A 15,732-nucleotide genomic window follows, 5' to 3' on the forward strand; every position below is an offset into this window, starting at 1 on the left:
TTATTAAAAAGAAAAAAGCCTAATAGATTGCATTTCTATTAGGCTTTCTTTTGATTTATTTTTCAAATCCGAGTACGTTGCGAACTTTTGCTAAAACGCCATCTGCAACGACAGAAGCTTTTGCGGCACCTTTTTTCAGTAAGGCATCTACTTCTTCAAGATTGTTTATGTAGTAATTGTATTTTTCTCTTTCGGTCTTAAATTTTTCCGTAATTAATTCAAACAAAGCTTGTTTGGCGTGGCCGTAACCATAATTTCCGCCAAGATAATTTGCTCTCATTTGTGCAATTTGCTCTTCATTTGCTAATAATGAATAAATAGCAAAGGCGTTGCAAGTGTCTGGATTTTTAGGATCTTCAAGAGGTGTACTATCTGTTTCAATGCTCATGACTTGCTTGCGCAATGCTTTGTCATCTAAGAAAATATTGATGATGTTGTTTGCAGATTTACTCATTTTTCCACCATTTGTTCCAGGAATCAACATGATATTTTCCTGAATTTTAGCTTCCGGAAGCACAAAAGTTTCTCCCATTTGGTGATTAAAACGTGAAGCTACATCACGGGTGATTTCAAGATGTTGCAATTGGTCTTTTCCAACAGGAACAAATTCAGCATCGTATAATAAAATATCTGCTGCCATAAGCATCGGATAGGTAAAAAGTCCGGCATTAACATCATCCAAACGATCTGATTTATCTTTAAACGAATGCGCCAAAGTCAATCTTTGGTAAGGAAAAAAACAGCTCAAATACCAAGTCAACTCGGCAGTTTGCGTCACATCAGATTGTCTGTAAAAAGTAACTTTATCTGGGTTCAAGCCACATGCAAGCCAAGCTGCTGCGGTGCTATATGTATTTTCTCTTAATGTTTTGCCGTCTTTGATTTGTGTAATGGAATGCAAATCAGCAATAAACAAATAAGATTCATTTGCAGGATTGTTCGATAATTCAATTGCTGGGATAATTGCTCCCAATAAATTTCCTAAATGCGGCGTTCCTGTACTCTGAACACCAGTAAGTATTTTTGCCATTAGTTTTGTTTCTTAACCGCAAAGATTGCAAGTTTATTTATTTAAACAACAAAGGTCGTGATGTTTTTTTTAACCACAAAGTGCACAAAGGTTTTACACAAAGTATGAAGATTTTTTAAGATGATTGTAAAATGGAATAGCGCTGAGTAGTCCACTAAGGCATTGAGTTTATATATCATTGATGACTCTTCGAATTCCGTTTTTTAGGAGTATTTCATTAAAATTAATTAGTAAACCCAGTTTGTAATTACCAAGTTTTAAGTAAGTTAAAGTTTGAGCAAGATGAATTGTATTTAAAGTTTCAACACTTTTTATTTCTATTATAAGTTTGTTTTCGATCAATAAATCAACTCTGTAGCCACAATCTAATTTTATTTCTTCAAATATTACTGGCAGTGCTTTTTCTTTTTGCACATTAATTCCGCTTTTTTCGATTTTATGAAATAAGCATTCCTTGTATGTATTCTCCAGTAAGCCTGGTCCTAGCGCTTTATGCACGTCAATTGCTAAACCAATTAAAATTTTTGCTAAATCATTTTCTATTGTCATCATCTAATCTTAATTATTTTTTTGTAGTGTGGGATAGAGTTATGAAGCCAATTTAGTAATTATTTTCTTATAATATTGTTTAAGATTAGCTTTGTGAACTTTATTCATATTGTAATTTTTAGCTTATAAAATTTGCAATTTTCTTTGTGAAAACCTTTGCGTGCTTTGTGGTTAAAAAAATCTTTTAAAAATTCATTTGGGTTTTCTTACTTTTGAAGTTATGAAAATATTTAAGATTGTTTTTTGGGTTTTATGGCGCATTTGGTTTTATGTTTTAATGGCCATTCCAATATTGATTATGATGCCGTTTTTGCTGATTTCTATTGCATCAGAACGCGGATATCCCTATTTCTTCAAAATGGCCCGCATTTGGGCTAAATTTATCCTTTTCGGGATGGGTTTTTATTACAAAGTAAAACGCGAACAAAAGTTGATCAAACATACGAGCTATATGATTGTCGCAAATCATACCTCAATGACCGATATCATGCTGATGCTTGCCCTTATTAAAAATCCTTTTGTTTTTGTGGGAAAGAAAGAATTGGTGAAGATTCCACTGTTTGGATTTTTCTATAAAAGAACTTGTATTTTAGTTGACAGAAATTCTTCAAAAAGTAAAAATGAAGTTTTCAAAAGAGCTCAAAATAGACTTAATCAAGGACTTAGTATTTGTATTTTCCCTGAAGGAGGCGTTCCAGATGATGAAAGCATTTTACTGGATGAGTTTAAAGACGGAGCTTTTCGCTTAGCAATAGAACATCAAATTCCGATTGTGCCAATTGTTTTTCCAGATAACAAAGAGCGTTTTTCATATACTTTTTTAAGTGGAAGTCCCGGAAAAATGCGTGCAAAAATCCTTCCATTTGTAGAAACAAACGGTGTGACAAGTGACCATCGAAAAGAACTTCGAGATCGTGTCCGACAATTGATTTATAACGAGTTAGTCCAATTTCAGAAGAAAGATTCTAAAAAATAAAAAACAGAACCCGGTAATCCTTAAGCTCTAGGATTCCGGGTTTTCTTTTGAACTAAAATAACCCCTTATTTTTATTCAAAAATCTTATCTGTGAATGATTTTTTCAGAAATAAATCGCAATACTTTTTTAAACTTCAATTTGGTTTTTCTGCGGTTTTTATTGTACAACACTTCAATTTTCTCTTTCATGATTAAAAACATTAAGGATTGATAATAAAGAGTTTGGTTAGAACTCAAGTTAACGTCACACTATTATAGAGAGCTAAAAATGAAAAAGGTTGCTTGAGTGATGAAATTTTTTTTTCTTTTTTTTGAATAAAAACCCGTCGGCACCAAACAAGCCAACGGATTTTCATTAAAACAAATCAACCAAATTCATTCTAAAAATTTAAAAAAGGCACTTATGGCGATGCCTATAAAATTTTATAACTATTTATAAGATGTGATTTTTTGAAATGGTTGCGTCGATTTTTAAATTTTTTTTAAAATAAAAAACCCGAAAGTGTAATTACTTCCGGGTTTTTGAAAATGTAAATCTACAATCTACAGATTTTGAAAGATTTAAGCGTTTGCTAATTCTTTCATATGTTCCTTAATTTTTGCTTCTAATTCCTCAGCTAATTCTGGATTATCTTTGATTAAAGCTTTAACAGCATCACGTCCTTGACCTAATTTTGTATCACCATAGCTAAACCAAGATCCTGCTTTTTTAACGATATCAAATTCAACAGCAAGGTCAAGAATTTCTCCAGTTTTAGAAACACCTTCTCCGTACATAATATCGAATTCCGCTGTTTTAAATGGTGGCGCAACTTTGTTTTTAACGATTTTAACTTTAGTTCTGTTTCCAATTACATTCTCTCCATCTTTGATTTGAGCAGAACGACGAATATCTAAACGAACTGAAGCGTAGAATTTTAACGCGTTACCACCCGTTGTAGTTTCTGGATTTCCAAACATTACACCAATTTTTTCACGCAATTGGTTAATGAAGAAAACAGTACAATTTGTTTTGCTGATAGTTCCAGTAAGTTTTCTTAAAGCTTGAGACATCAAACGTGCGTGAAGACCCATTTTTGAATCTCCCATTTCGCCTTCAATTTCACTTTTTGGAGTCAAGGCAGCAACCGAGTCAATTACAACAATATCAATAGCTCCAGAACGAATTAAATTTTCAGCAATTTCCAATGCTTGCTCTCCGTTATCTGGTTGCGAAATGATTAAGTTCTCGATATCAACACCTAATTTTTCAGCATAATTTCTATCAAAAGCATGCTCAGCATCGATAAAAGCGGCAATTCCTCCTGCTTTTTGTGCTTCTGAAATCGCGTGCAATGTCAACGTAGTCTTACCAGATGATTCTGGACCGTAAATTTCAATAATTCTTCCTTTTGGGTATCCATTAACGCCAAGCGCTAAATCAACGCCAAGTGAGCCAGAAGAAATCGTTTCTACTTCCACAATGGCTCTATCGCCCATTTTCATCACGGTTCCTTTTCCGTATGTTTTGTCAAGTTTATCAAGCGTAAGTTGTAACGCTTTTAATTTGGCTTCTTTGTCTGAACTCATATTTTTTTAAATTATCTTAATTGTTATTTTTTGGCTTCCAGAATAAAATTTAAAAGTAAGAAAAAACTTTCTAAACTTTATTTAACTGAACTTCTGAATTGCAAAACTAGTTCTTTTTTTTGGAGTTTGGTTCTTCCAAATTGTTCCAAATTGTCACAAATTTGATTACAAAAATAAAGCTCGTAATTCTGTCGCTTCTGATGGTTTCATTTTTCCTGCAAGCACTAAACTTAGTTGTTTACGGCGCAATGCGGCATCGAAACGCTGGATTTCAAGTTCGGTTTCCGGCACAATTGTTGGCACTTCAACAGGTCTTCCGGTATCATCAACAGCAACAAAAGTGTAAATCGCTTCGTTTGCTTTGGTTCTGCTTCCAGATTCACGGTCTTCAACCCAAACGTCAATATAAACTTCCATGGAACTTTTGAAAGATCTTGACACTTTTGCTTCGACAGTAACAACACTTCCAAGCGAAATTGCTCTATTGAAAGCAACGTGATTTACAGAAGCAGTAACTACAATTCGGCGCGAATGTCTGCGTGCGGCAATACTTGCAGCGCGATCCATACGGGCTAATAATTCGCCACCAAAAAGATTGTTTAAAGGATTTGTTTCGCTCGGTAAAACTAAATCAGTTAAAATAGTTATAGATTCTGAAGGATGTTTTGAATTCATTTTTTTGTAAAATTATAATTAAGCAGGCTAATTAATTCAGCCAATAAACAGCCATAACAGCTGGTATAAAATAGATTACGATGGTTCTCGCGCCATCATAATCCTTTGCAAGTCTTTGTCCGAAAAGCATCATCAATAAGCTGATGCATGAAAAAATCGCGCCGTAAAAACCGAATTCGCGTCCGCTGTTTAATGCGATTTGAATGGCACCCACAACAGATAAAATTCCTGAAATTAATTCGAGAATAAGCAAATGCATAAGCGCTAAAGGAACTTGGTTTTTTAATGGCGTTTTGGCAAAATGTTCTTTCAGCCAGTTTACATTATCTTTCCAGTAAAAAATCTTTTCATAGCCTGATTGTAAAAATGTTATGGCTAAAAATGCTAGTAATAAAATAGAGGCAACATTGTTCATTTGAGGACTATTTTTTGTGGATTAAACGAGTCAGTTTTATAGATAAATCGGTTAGGATTATTTTTGCATTTCCGTTTCTTTCAATGTGGTACATAGCATCTGAAAGCTCTTTAAAAATTTCGTGAATGTTATTTCCGTTAACAAAAGGCGCAAAATTTTCGAGTTTGAATTTGTCCACTTTTGGTTCAATATAAACAAGGCTTGGAGCTTGATAATTCAGTAATAAAGCTTGTCGAAACATTTCCATACAAAACTGGATGAATTTTTTCTGGCTTTCGCGTCCAAGGCCTGCGATTTCTTCACTCCAGGAAATTAAGTCCTGAATCGCAGCGGCATTTCCTTTCGCTCTAAAAGCGGCACGAACCCAGTTTACAAACCATTGTTCAAAGGGATATTCAGAATCGTCTTCTTTTAGTAAATGCAGTGCTTTGTTGAAATTTCCTTGTGCTTGATGCGCAATTTTTTTGGCTAAATTCGGATCAATATTTTCACGTGAAACCAAGGCGTCTGCAATTACTTTTTCAGGAAGTCCATTAAAGTGAATTACTTGACAACGAGAGCGAATAGTTTGAATAATATCTTCCTCATTTTCAGAAATTAGAAGGAAAATGGTTTTTTCTGAAGGTTCTTCAAGCAGTTTTAAAAGTTTATTTGAAGCTGCAATATTCATTTTATCGGCCATCCAGATGATCATGATTTTATAACCACCTTCGTATGATTTCAGCGAAAGGGATTTTAAAACTTCTTGAGCATCTTCAACTCTAATTTCACCTTGCTTGTTTTGAACACCTAAAATTTTGTACCAATCAAATAATCCTCCATAAGGCATTTCTTGAACAAATGTTCGCCAATCCTGAATGAAATCGAGACTTTTTGGTTTGGTTTTGACATCTTCAGTTGTAACTGTCGGATATATGAAATGAAGATCTGGATGTGAAATGTTTTGAAATTTCAAATTGCAGGAATCATTTCCATTTTCGTTTTCGTTACCGGTATTATTGCACAAAATATACTGCGCATAAGCGATTGCGGTTGATAAAGTGCCGCTTCCTTCTGGCCCAATAAATAATTGCGCATGCGGAATTCGTCCTGAAGATGCACTTTTTATCAAGTGACTTTTGATATAATCTTGACCTAAAATTTGAGAAAATTGCATGAAGCAAAGATATAAGAAAATGATGTAGGCAAAAATTTTAGATTAAAAGATTGTGAGTTGAATTTTGAGCAAAAAAAATGATAGGATTTTTTTAAAAAAACTACAATTGTGTCAATTTAATTTTGTTAATAAATTACTTCACGCTAGCAGATATGAAGACTTTTTTGTTAATATTTTTTTGCCAAAAACGACAAACGTAATGTTTTTTTGCCTATTTAAAGATAGAAAACCTCTCTTTTTTATAGCTTTAATCTTACGGTTTTGATTTTAACAAATTTAACAAAACACTCGTTAAAACGCACATTTTCTCGACATACGACTGGTTTTTAAGGTTTTTTTAAGTTTTTTTTTTGAAAAAAGAATTTATAAAAGTTGCGATTTAAGTTAATTTATATATTTTTGTTTGCATGAACAACCAATTATAAATCGAATCTATGAAAGGGAAAATTATTTTATTAAGTACACTTTTTTTCTTGACAACTGCAGCTGTTTCAGCGCAAGCAAAAAATGCTCCAAGAAGTATAATTAGTACAACAGCTCTTATCAGAAAATACCATGATCAAAAAGAATTGAGCGGTATGCAAAAAGGAGAACTTTTGGAATTGTACATTGAGCGTATTAAAGTTTTAGTGAAAACCCTTCCGTACATTGCGTTGGTTACAAAACCAGGAGTTACCATGGCCGACTTAGGTATTCCAGACGATAGTGAGCACAAAAAAGTATTAGATGCGCAAGCAGTTGGTACTACAACTTTCTTAGACACGACAGTGGATTTCCAAAGAAAGATGATGCCTTACTCTGATAAAGGAAACTTGATCGCAGCGATTTTATTTTACGAAAGCACATTGAAATCATTACACGAGTTCAACGATTTGAACGAAATGTAATAAAAAAACATATTTTTAAAACCTCTTTTAATCCGTTTACGTAGATGATCTAGATTTTCGAAAAACATTAAGAGAGTAATAAAAAATAACTCGTTCTCGATGTGTTCTGATTATTTCAGAAAAAATCGAGATGAGTTTTTTCATTTACGCATACCCAAATTTATATATTAACCCTAATACCCCCTTATCATGAAAAAAATTACTCAAATGATCTGCGTTCTTTTGACAGTTACTAGTATGAGTGCTCAGCAAGAGAAAGGAATTATGGGCTACAACAATTGGTTAAATAACTGGACCGAATTTAAGCCTAACAAAGTAGAGTATGGAGAAGCAAATCAAATTTTAGCAGGAAACATTTCTGTTAACACTAAATTGCTGAAGAGGAATGTTTATGTTTTGCAAGGCAACGTTTATGTTACAAACAATGCAGTATTAACAATTGAACCAGGAACTTTAATTATTGGTGATTTCGAAACTAAAGGAACATTGGTAGTTACAAAAGGTGCACAAATTATCGCTGATGGTTTAGAAACTGATCCAATCGTATTTACTTCTAACAGAAGCCAGAAAAAAGCTGGTGACTGGGGAGGAATCGTACTTCTTGGTGACGCACCAATCAATAAATTTGGAAATGTTGGTTCTTACAACATGGATTTAGATCCAAGTTTAACTACTTATGGTGGTGACAACGTAAACGGAAATTCTGGTGTTTTAAGATTCGTTAGAATCGAATTCGCAGGAAAAAAAGTTAAAGGTGTAGATACTTTCAATGGTTTAACTGTTGCTGGTGTTGGTGCTAAAACTATTTTAGACAACGTTATGGTGAGCTACTCTGGTGGTGATTCATTTGCTTTCTTTGGAGGTGATGTAAACGCTACTAAATTAGTTTCTTACAAGTCAATCAATGACGATTTTAAATTTACTCAAGGTGTTCAATGTCGTTTATTTAACTCATTGGCAGTTAGATCATCTTATTTATCAAGTAACAAAGATGGATCTCGTTGTATGGAGGTAAAATCATTCGAAAAGAAAAGCGAAACTGATTTTACTAAAAAAACAACTCTTGTTGTGGCAACAAATATGACAATGTTGAACGACAGTGAGAACATCAAAGCTGATATTCAGGCTGGTTTAGTAAAAGAGGCAATTTATGTTGCTGAAACGGCTTCATTAGAAATGAAAAGAAGCGTAATCTCTGGATTTAATCCTGCTGTATTATTAGACAGTAAAACAGAGATTAACGATGCTAATCTTAAGAAAATCAAAATTGAAGAAATGTACTTCAACTTATGTAACGGAAACATCTTTACAGAGTACAATTCTAACAATGAAGATTTAGAAAGCTGGTACGGAAACCCTGTGTTTTTCAATGTGATGTCACAAAGTGATAACAAAGAAACTTTCATTGATATTTACAATCCTAAGAAACCAGATTTCAGATTACAGTTAGGAAAAATTACAGCATCTAGCGGAAAATAGATAAGTTTCGATTTTTATTTCAGAGCGTAAATTTTATTAATAAAGTCCCCAGACACAATTTATGTTAGTCTCGTCTCGGACCAAATAAAGATCAAGACATAATGGCCCCATCTATAAAAAAATATTTTATTTATATTATATTTTTGGTTTCGCCTATTGCAGTTTTAAAAGCACAAAGTAAATCAGAAAACACTTCTGATACTACTGGCATCGCATTGGCATGTAATAACCAAAAAACAGAAACGGCTGATACAAAAGTGATCAGCAAATTAGATAATTCTAATCAGTTAGCAGTAGAGCTATCCATCCCCAAGGATAGCTTTGCTATAGCTAGTGACGCGAAGGATCAACAAACTTCTGAGTGCAAAGAAAATTCATCAATTACAGCTTTTTATTCTGTTCTTGCAAAGGACATTATTGAAAACTATAAATATGATTTTTCAGAAACATTCATCGATATTTTGTTTTTTGAAAATATAGACTTAGCAAGAACAAGAACTATATGATTCAGAAAACTACGCTATCTGTAATCCGATTTATTCTTTTTTTTAGTATTTTTTTATGTACTAAAACAAATAGCTATGCCCAAACGATAGTGCCCCAGCAATTAAATTTCGATAGAATTTGCGCGGGGCTTATTATCGATGGCGCGCCTTTTAATCAATATTCGGCTACTTTTAGTTATGTAGATTTTCCAGCAGGAACTACTTTCGAAGTAGAACTTTCTGATGATGCTGGGAATTTTACAACCCCAACAGCTACTACAAAAATTTCATTTACAGATGATCCAACTTTAAAACAACAAACCATTCGTTTTGCTGTTCCAACAAATTTAAAAGGATCAGACATTTACAGTCTGCGTGTAAAAAGTGTTACAGCAACACCGGTTTATAGTTTAAGGTTTAAAAACTTAGCAAACAATACTTCTTTTCCAGCGTATTATAGTACATATGTGAGTTCGTTTTATATTAATGAAAAATCACCAACTGCTACAATTTGTTCTGGCGGAAGTATTTCGCTTTCTGTTTATAATCCAACTCCTAGCGATGTTCCTTCGTCACCGGCAAATTATCCAAATCTTAAATACAAATGGTACAAAGATGATGTATTAATTGCAGGACAAAGTGGTACAACGTTAGTTGTGAATTCGATTGGAACTTATTATGCAAAATTAGACTACGGATTGTGTTCAGAGGATAATTTAAGTTCAAATCGTGTTACTGTTACAACTTCAGGATCAGGATCATCAGTAACAATCGATTCAAGTTTAGGAAATCCATTTTGTTCTAGCGGAACAGGAACTGTATTAACAGCAACTTCAGGAAATAGCTACGTTTGGAAAAAAAATGGAAGTGTAATCGCTGGTGCGACAAGCCGCAGTTATACCACAAACGAAGCAGCAGTTTATACTGTTGATGTTGACTTTGGCGGATGTAAAGCGACAGGAACAATCGACCTTAAAGGAAATAACTTTAATGCCTCATTAAATGTCCCAGAAACCAATGTTATTGCCCCAGACGAAACATTAAGTGTTACGGTGACAACAAACGCTGTAAATCCAACATTTCAATGGTATCTTGGAAATACTGTAATTGCCGGTGCTAACACTAATACGTATTTAGTAGCAACACGTGGAAATTACAAAGTAAAAGTAAGCCAGGCAACGGGATGTACCGTTGAGAAGGAATTACCTTTTACAGTTACGTATGATAGTAACCCAGTTACTTCAGTAGAAAAAATTGCAAATATTATTAGCTTGAGCAGTTATCCGTATGATGTATGGGATATTCCGAGTGAATATAAAAACCCAGAAACTAGTGTAAAAATAATTAGTTCAAACGGAGACATGGTGCTTGATGTTGTCAACTATCAAGGCGATTGGCCCCCGTCTGGATCAATTGATATTAAAAATGTAAATCCCGTTTATTACTATGTTATTCATTCCGAGACAGGTGAAAAGAAAGGATCAATAACTCTGATAAAATAAAATGAAGAAAATCCTACTATTCATAACTTTATTTTACGGTTTTTCAAATGTACTCTATTCTCAAGATACGAAATCTGAGGATGGAGTTGTTTCGTTTTCTTTACCTATCAGAAATTCTTTAAAGTTCAATAGATACATAATTAACCCAACTTTCAGCTTTGTACGCGAATCAAATCCTTATGTGAGTTTTTATAATAAAAGACAATGGGTTTCATTTGATGATGCTCCAAATACGTATTTATTTGGTTATTCTGGTCGTTTCAGAGAGAATGAAGCTTTTGCTTTCGGATTATTTCAACAAAATTATGGTGTGTTTACCGTATTTGGAGGTGTAGCCAACTTTGCCCATAATATCGTTTTGCAGGAAGACAGCAATTTGACATTTGGTCTTAACGTTGGTGCGTACCAAAGTGGTTTAAACAAAGGTAAAATTGTTTCAAATGATCCAAATCTTCCAATTGATAACATTCCGTCAAATACATTGCTTACAGTTAACCCTGGAATCAATTACGGTACAGCATTTCTTGATTTTGGTTTATCGATCAACAATTTGATTCTTTACAATTTTGGTTCTGGAATGGTAAAAGAAGATCCAGAAAGAGCAATCGAATTGCATGGTATGTACACAGGATACCTTGATAGTTATGGGTTTTTTGACAGAAGTAAATTTTCTGGAATTGTAAAAACGGAGATCAAAAAAGATAAGACAGTTTTGTCTGGACTTGCAATGATTTCAATTCCGCAAGGAGTTTGGGCACAAGTAGGTTATAATACTTTATATGGTGTTTCAGCTGGTTTAGGAGCTAATATTTCGCCAAGTATTTCTATAGAGTATAATTATGAAAGAGGTTTTGGGAATTTTACCAATTTAGGAGGTTCTCATGAATTCGCAATTGCTTACCGATTCAAAAACAGAAATTACTACTATGGTGATGATGATGAAGGTTCTCTTATCGATCCTTCAAAACCAAAACCTGTAATGGCTAAAAAGACTCCATCAACTCCTGTTACAAGAGTAGATGGTGCTGAAAAAGCAAGATTAGCTGCTGAAGCAAAAGCGATTGCTGATGCTGAAGCAAAACAAGCAAGACTTGCAGCTGCTGAAAAAGCTAAAGCTGATGCTGAAGCTGCAACAAAAGCAAAATTAGAAGCAGATAGTAAAGCTAAAGCTGATGCTGAAGCACTGAAACTTAAATTAGCTGCCGAAGCAAAAGCAAAAGCTGATGCCGCGGCTGCAACAAGAGCACAAACTGCAACAACAAATAGAGCAGTTGCTGCAACACAAAAAACACAAGCTCAATTAGCTGCTGATAAAGCAAGAGCTGATGCTGAAGCACGAAGAATACAATTAGCTGCTGACAATAAAGCACGTGTTGACGTTGCTGCTGCTGCAAGAGCGCAAGCTGCTGCAAATAAACCAGGCGCCACAGCAACACAAAAAACACAAGCTCAATTGGCAGCTGATAAAGTTAAGGCTGATGCTGAAGCAATGAAATTGAAATTAGCGGCTGAAGCAAAAGCAAAAGCAGATGCTGAAGCGGCAAAAGCAAAAACAGCAACAACTACTGCTAAACCAGCAGAGCCACAAAAAACAGCTGCGCAATTAGCTGCAGATAAAGCTAAGGCTGATGCTGAGGCTGCTGCGAAAGCAAAATTAGCGGCAGATGCAAAAGCAAAAGCTGATGCAGAGGCATTGAAAATTAAATTAGCAGCAGATGCAAAAGCGAAAGCGGACGCGGCTGAAGCGAAGAAAAAAGCTGATGCAAAAGCAAAAGCAGAAGCAGCAGATTTACAATCAATTTTAGCAGCTGATGCAAAAGCTAAAGCTGATTCGGATGCATATCAAGCTAGACTAGCGGCAGAAGCAAAAGCAAAAGCAGCGGCAGAAGCTAAAACTAAAGCGGCTATAGATGCGGCAAACAAAGCAAAAGCGGCGGCGGCTCTGAAAGAGAAACAAGCGGCAGAAGCAGCATTAAAAGAAAAATTGGCAGCTGATGCTAAAGCCAAAGCAGACGCTGAGGCAAGACAAGCATTAATTGCAGCAGAAGCAAAAGCAAAAGCCGATGCTGAAGCATTAAAGATAAAACAAGCTGCTGATAAGGCTAAAGCGGAAGAAGAAGCTAAACAAGCAAAACTAGCTGCTGACGCGAAAGCAAAAGCCGATGCAGAAGCATTACAGGCAAAATTAGCGGCAGATGCAAAAGCAAAAGCAGATGCAGAAGCTCAAGCTAAACTAGCTGCTGATGCTAAAGCTAAGGCTGATATGGAAGCATTACAAGCAAAATTGATTGCTGATGCAAGAGTTAAAGCAGACGCTGAAGCTACTGCAAAAGCAAAAGCCGAAGCGGAGGCAAAACAATTAAAAGAAGCTGAAGAGGCTCGTCAGGCAAAATTAGCTGCTGACGCAAAAGCAAAAGCTGATGCGGAAGCGCTTAAAGCAAAACAAGCTGCAGATGCGAAAGCAAAAGCCGATGAAGAGGCTCGTCAAGCACAATTAGCTGCTGACGCAAAAGCAAAAGCTGATGCAGAAGCGCTTCAAGCGAAACTAGTTGCTGATGCAAAAGCGAAAGCCGATGCAGAAACTAAGGCAAAACAAGCTGCTGAAGCAAAAGTTAAAGCGGATGAAGAGGCTCGTCAAGCTAAACTAGCAGCAGACGCAAAAGCAAAAGCTGATGCAGAAGCACTTCAAGCTAAACTTGCTGCCGATGCAAAAGCGAAAGCAGATGCTGAAGCTCTTAAAGTAAAACAAGCAGCTGAGGAAAAAGCTAGAGTTGAAGAAGAAGCCCGTCAAGCGAAATTAGCAGCAGATGCGAAAGCAAAAGCTGATGCAGAAGCACTTCAAGCTAAACTAGCAGCTGACGCAAAAGCAAAAGCCGATGCAGAAGCTCTTAAAGTAAAACAAGCAGCAGAAGAAAAAGCTAGAGTTGAAGAAGAAGCTCGTCAAGCAAAATTAGCAGCAGACGCGAAAGCAAAAGCAGATGCAGAAGCTCTTCAAGCTAAACTAGCAGCTGACGCAAAAGCAAAAGCCGATGCTGAAGCTCTTAAAGTAAAACAAGCAGCAGAAGAAAAAGCTAGAGTTGAAGAAGAAGCTCGTCAAGCAAAATTAGCGGCTGATGCGAAAGCAAAAGCTGATGCAGAAGCACTTCAAGCTAAACTTGTTGCTGATGCAAAAGCAAAAGCAGATATGGAAGCATTACAGGCTCAATTGCTAGCGGATGCAAAAGTGAAAGCCGATGCTGAGGCTACTGCAAAAGCGAAAGCAGATGCAGAAGCTAAACAATTACAACAAGAAGAGGAAGCTCGTCAAGCGAAATTAGCTGCAGATGCGAAAGCTAAGGCCGACGCAGAAGCATTAAAAGCTAAACTTGCTGCCGACGCAAAAGCAAAAGCAGATGCAGAAGCATTACAAGCGAAACAAGCAGCTGATGCAAAAGCAAAAGCTGATGAAGAGGCTCGCCAAGCGAAATTAGCAGCAGACGCCAAAGCAAAAGCCGACGCAGAAGCATTGAAATTGAAACTTGCAGCAGACGCCAAAGCGAAAGCAGATGCTGAAGCACTTCAAGCAAAACAAGCAGCTGAAGAGAAAGCTAGAGTTGAAGAAGAAGCGCGTCAAGCGAAATTAGCAGCAGACGCTAAAGCAAAAGCCGACGCAGAAGCATTGAAATTGAAACTTGCTGCTGATGCAAAAGCAAAAGCTGATGCTGAAGCACTTCAAGCAAAACAAGCAGCTGAAGAGAAAGCTAGAGTTGAAGAAGAAGCTCGTCAAGCGAAATTAGCAGCAGACGCTAAAGCAAAAGCCGACGCAGAAGCATTGAAATTGAAACTTGCAGCAGACGCCAAAGCGAAAGCGGATGCAGAAGCACTTCAAGCAAAATTAGCAGCTGATGCAAAAGCAAAAGCAGATGCAGAAGCATTGAAAGCGAAACAAGATGCTGAAGAAAAAGCAAGAATCGAAGAAGAAGCTCGTCAAGCAAAATTAGCAGCTGATGCAAAAGCTAAAGCGGATGCAGAAGCAGCAGCGGCAAAAGCGGCAGCAGCTCAAAAAGATGAAACAGCAAAAGCGATAGACAACTTAACAGAATCTCTAGACGCTTCAAGCAAAAATCAAAGTGATTTATTGGCTCAGTTTAATGCAACAGTAGCCAACAAACAAAAAGATTTGAATGACTTGAGAGAGGAAAATGATTTAAGTGAAAAAGGAATATATAGAGAACCAAAACCATTCAAAAGTGTAGCGGCAGAAAACAGTCAGTTAGAAGCTTTAAAAGCAAATATTGCTGAAGCAAACAGACTTCAAAAAGACGAGATTGCCAAGCTGACGAATTTATACAATGAAAGGCTTAAAAAGGTTCCGAATAAAAATGATGCTTTAAACAGAGCTTATCTAGAAAAGATAAATCAATTGAAAGCAGCACAATTGAAAATGGAGCAGGACAGTGCTGATTTACTTGCGAATTTAGAGCGTATTAAAGCAGAAACTGAGATCGAGAAAAAACGTAGAATTAAGCGTGCAGCATACGAAAATGATCAAGGAAGATACAATCAGGATCAAGCAGCTCTTAAACGTATTAGGGAAACTACTAAAATTAGCAGTACACCTTTAACAGCAAGCGATTTTGATTTTGGTGAAGACCAGTCAAATATGCAGATCATCAAGAACATTAAAAATTCTGAAAGTGGATATTACATGATTCTTGCCGTTCATAGCAGTGTTGAAAAGAGAGATGAGTTCCTTACAAAAGCAGTTGCTGCAGGACGTTCAGATATTAATTTCTTTTATAATATAGCAACAAGTAAGTATTATATCTATTACGAGAAATTTGAAGGTTTACAAGAGGCTACGAAAGCTTTAGAGGCAAAAGGAAGCAAACCTTACAACGGCAAATTAGCCATCGTAAAAGTTGAGAATTAATAGCAGTAAATAAGAAAGTCAGTCCTTCTTATCATTATAAGAAGGACTTAATAATAAAATGTTTCAGAGCGCTAAAGTTTATTTTTTAATGCCCCTT

Annotated in this window: 12 protein-coding genes; 6 read left to right on the forward strand and 6 right to left on the reverse strand. The window is 35.8% G+C overall.

Going from position 1 to position 15,732, the window contains the following annotated elements; genetic code table 11:
* Positions 1-55: 55 nt before the first annotated feature.
* A complete protein-coding gene (trpS, locus tag AAYQ19_RS12280) occupies positions 56-1,030 on the reverse strand; it encodes a tryptophan--tRNA ligase (RefSeq protein WP_343536606.1) in 975 nt (324 codons plus the stop codon).
* A gap of 168 nt (positions 1,031-1,198) precedes the next feature.
* The gene (locus tag AAYQ19_RS12285; RefSeq protein WP_343536607.1) at positions 1,199-1,582 is read right to left on the reverse strand and encodes a GxxExxY protein; all 384 of its coding nucleotides are present in this window, start codon (positions 1,580-1,582) and stop codon (positions 1,199-1,201) included.
* Between the two features lie 217 nt (positions 1,583-1,799).
* Between AAYQ19_RS12285 and AAYQ19_RS12290 the strand changes: the two genes are divergently transcribed.
* Positions 1,800-2,555: a lysophospholipid acyltransferase family protein gene (locus AAYQ19_RS12290; protein WP_343536608.1), complete on the forward strand. Its 756-nt coding sequence runs from the start codon at positions 1,800-1,802 to the stop codon at positions 2,553-2,555.
* Positions 2,556-3,116: 561 nt separating this feature from the next.
* Here the strand turns inward: AAYQ19_RS12290 and recA are convergent.
* The 4 genes from recA to AAYQ19_RS12310 form a co-directional block, all read right to left on the reverse strand.
* Positions 3,117-4,124, reverse strand: coding sequence for a recombinase RecA (gene recA / locus AAYQ19_RS12295; RefSeq protein ID WP_343536609.1), 1,008 nt, complete (start codon positions 4,122-4,124; stop codon positions 3,117-3,119).
* 165 nt (positions 4,125-4,289) lie between these two features.
* Positions 4,290-4,799 carry an acyl-CoA thioesterase gene (locus tag AAYQ19_RS12300; protein WP_343536610.1) on the reverse strand — a complete coding sequence of 170 codons (510 nt, stop codon included), beginning with the start codon at positions 4,797-4,799 and terminating at the stop codon, positions 4,290-4,292.
* 31 nt (positions 4,800-4,830) lie between these two features.
* A complete protein-coding gene (locus AAYQ19_RS12305) occupies positions 4,831-5,214 on the reverse strand; it encodes a DoxX family protein (protein ID WP_343536611.1) in 384 nt (127 codons plus the stop codon).
* Between the two features lie 7 nt (positions 5,215-5,221).
* Positions 5,222-6,370 (reverse strand): DNA polymerase III subunit, encoded by a 1,149-nt coding sequence (locus tag AAYQ19_RS12310; RefSeq protein WP_343536612.1) that lies wholly within the window; start codon positions 6,368-6,370, stop codon positions 5,222-5,224.
* A gap of 434 nt (positions 6,371-6,804) precedes the next feature.
* On the opposite strand from AAYQ19_RS12310, the gene AAYQ19_RS12315 reads away from it, so the two are divergent.
* The 5 genes from AAYQ19_RS12315 to AAYQ19_RS12335 all read left to right on the forward strand — a co-directional run bounded on the left by AAYQ19_RS12315 (position 6,805) and on the right by AAYQ19_RS12335 (position 15,635).
* The gene (locus AAYQ19_RS12315) at positions 6,805-7,257 is read left to right on the forward strand and encodes a hypothetical protein (RefSeq protein WP_132988283.1); all 453 of its coding nucleotides are present in this window, start codon (positions 6,805-6,807) and stop codon (positions 7,255-7,257) included.
* 189 nt (positions 7,258-7,446) lie between these two features.
* On the forward strand, positions 7,447-8,736 hold the full coding sequence (locus AAYQ19_RS12320; RefSeq protein ID WP_343536614.1) for a beta-helix domain-containing protein: 1,290 nt from the start codon (positions 7,447-7,449) through the stop codon (positions 8,734-8,736).
* 101 nt (positions 8,737-8,837) lie between these two features.
* A complete protein-coding gene (locus AAYQ19_RS12325; protein ID WP_343536615.1) occupies positions 8,838-9,242 on the forward strand; it encodes a hypothetical protein in 405 nt (134 codons plus the stop codon).
* 89 nt (positions 9,243-9,331) lie between these two features.
* The gene (gene sprC / locus AAYQ19_RS12330; protein ID WP_343536617.1) at positions 9,332-10,723 is read left to right on the forward strand and encodes a gliding motility protein SprC; all 1,392 of its coding nucleotides are present in this window, start codon (positions 9,332-9,334) and stop codon (positions 10,721-10,723) included.
* 1 nt (position 10,724) lies between these two features.
* The gene (locus AAYQ19_RS12335) at positions 10,725-15,635 is read left to right on the forward strand and encodes a PorP/SprF family type IX secretion system membrane protein (protein WP_343536618.1); all 4,911 of its coding nucleotides are present in this window, start codon (positions 10,725-10,727) and stop codon (positions 15,633-15,635) included.
* Positions 15,636-15,732: the final 97 nt, after the last annotated feature.

This window comes from Flavobacterium mesophilum (assembly GCF_039581405.1).
GTDB lineage: Bacteria > Bacteroidota > Bacteroidia > Flavobacteriales > Flavobacteriaceae > Flavobacterium.

Bases quoted from the DNA above. Each gene is read 5' to 3' on its own strand.
- trpS (WP_343536606.1), bottom strand. From the start codon at position 1,030: ATGGCAAAAATACTTACTGGTGTTCAGAGTACAGGAACGCCGCATTTA.
- AAYQ19_RS12285 (WP_343536607.1), bottom strand. From the start codon at position 1,582: ATGATGACAATAGAAAATGATTTAGCAAAAATTTTAATTGGTTTAGCA.
- AAYQ19_RS12290 (WP_343536608.1), top strand. From the start codon at position 1,800: ATGAAAATATTTAAGATTGTTTTTTGGGTTTTATGGCGCATTTGGTTT.
- recA (WP_343536609.1), bottom strand. From the start codon at position 4,124: ATGAGTTCAGACAAAGAAGCCAAATTAAAAGCGTTACAACTTACGCTT.
- AAYQ19_RS12300 (WP_343536610.1), bottom strand. From the start codon at position 4,799: ATGAATTCAAAACATCCTTCAGAATCTATAACTATTTTAACTGATTTA.
- AAYQ19_RS12305 (WP_343536611.1), bottom strand. From the start codon at position 5,214: ATGAACAATGTTGCCTCTATTTTATTACTAGCATTTTTAGCCATAACA.
- AAYQ19_RS12310 (WP_343536612.1), bottom strand. From the start codon at position 6,370: ATGCAATTTTCTCAAATTTTAGGTCAAGATTATATCAAAAGTCACTTG.
- AAYQ19_RS12315 (WP_132988283.1), top strand. From the start codon at position 6,805: ATGAAAGGGAAAATTATTTTATTAAGTACACTTTTTTTCTTGACAACT.
- AAYQ19_RS12320 (WP_343536614.1), top strand. From the start codon at position 7,447: ATGAAAAAAATTACTCAAATGATCTGCGTTCTTTTGACAGTTACTAGT.
- AAYQ19_RS12325 (WP_343536615.1), top strand. From the start codon at position 8,838: ATGGCCCCATCTATAAAAAAATATTTTATTTATATTATATTTTTGGTT.
- AAYQ19_RS12335 (WP_343536618.1), top strand. From the start codon at position 10,725: ATGAAGAAAATCCTACTATTCATAACTTTATTTTACGGTTTTTCAAAT.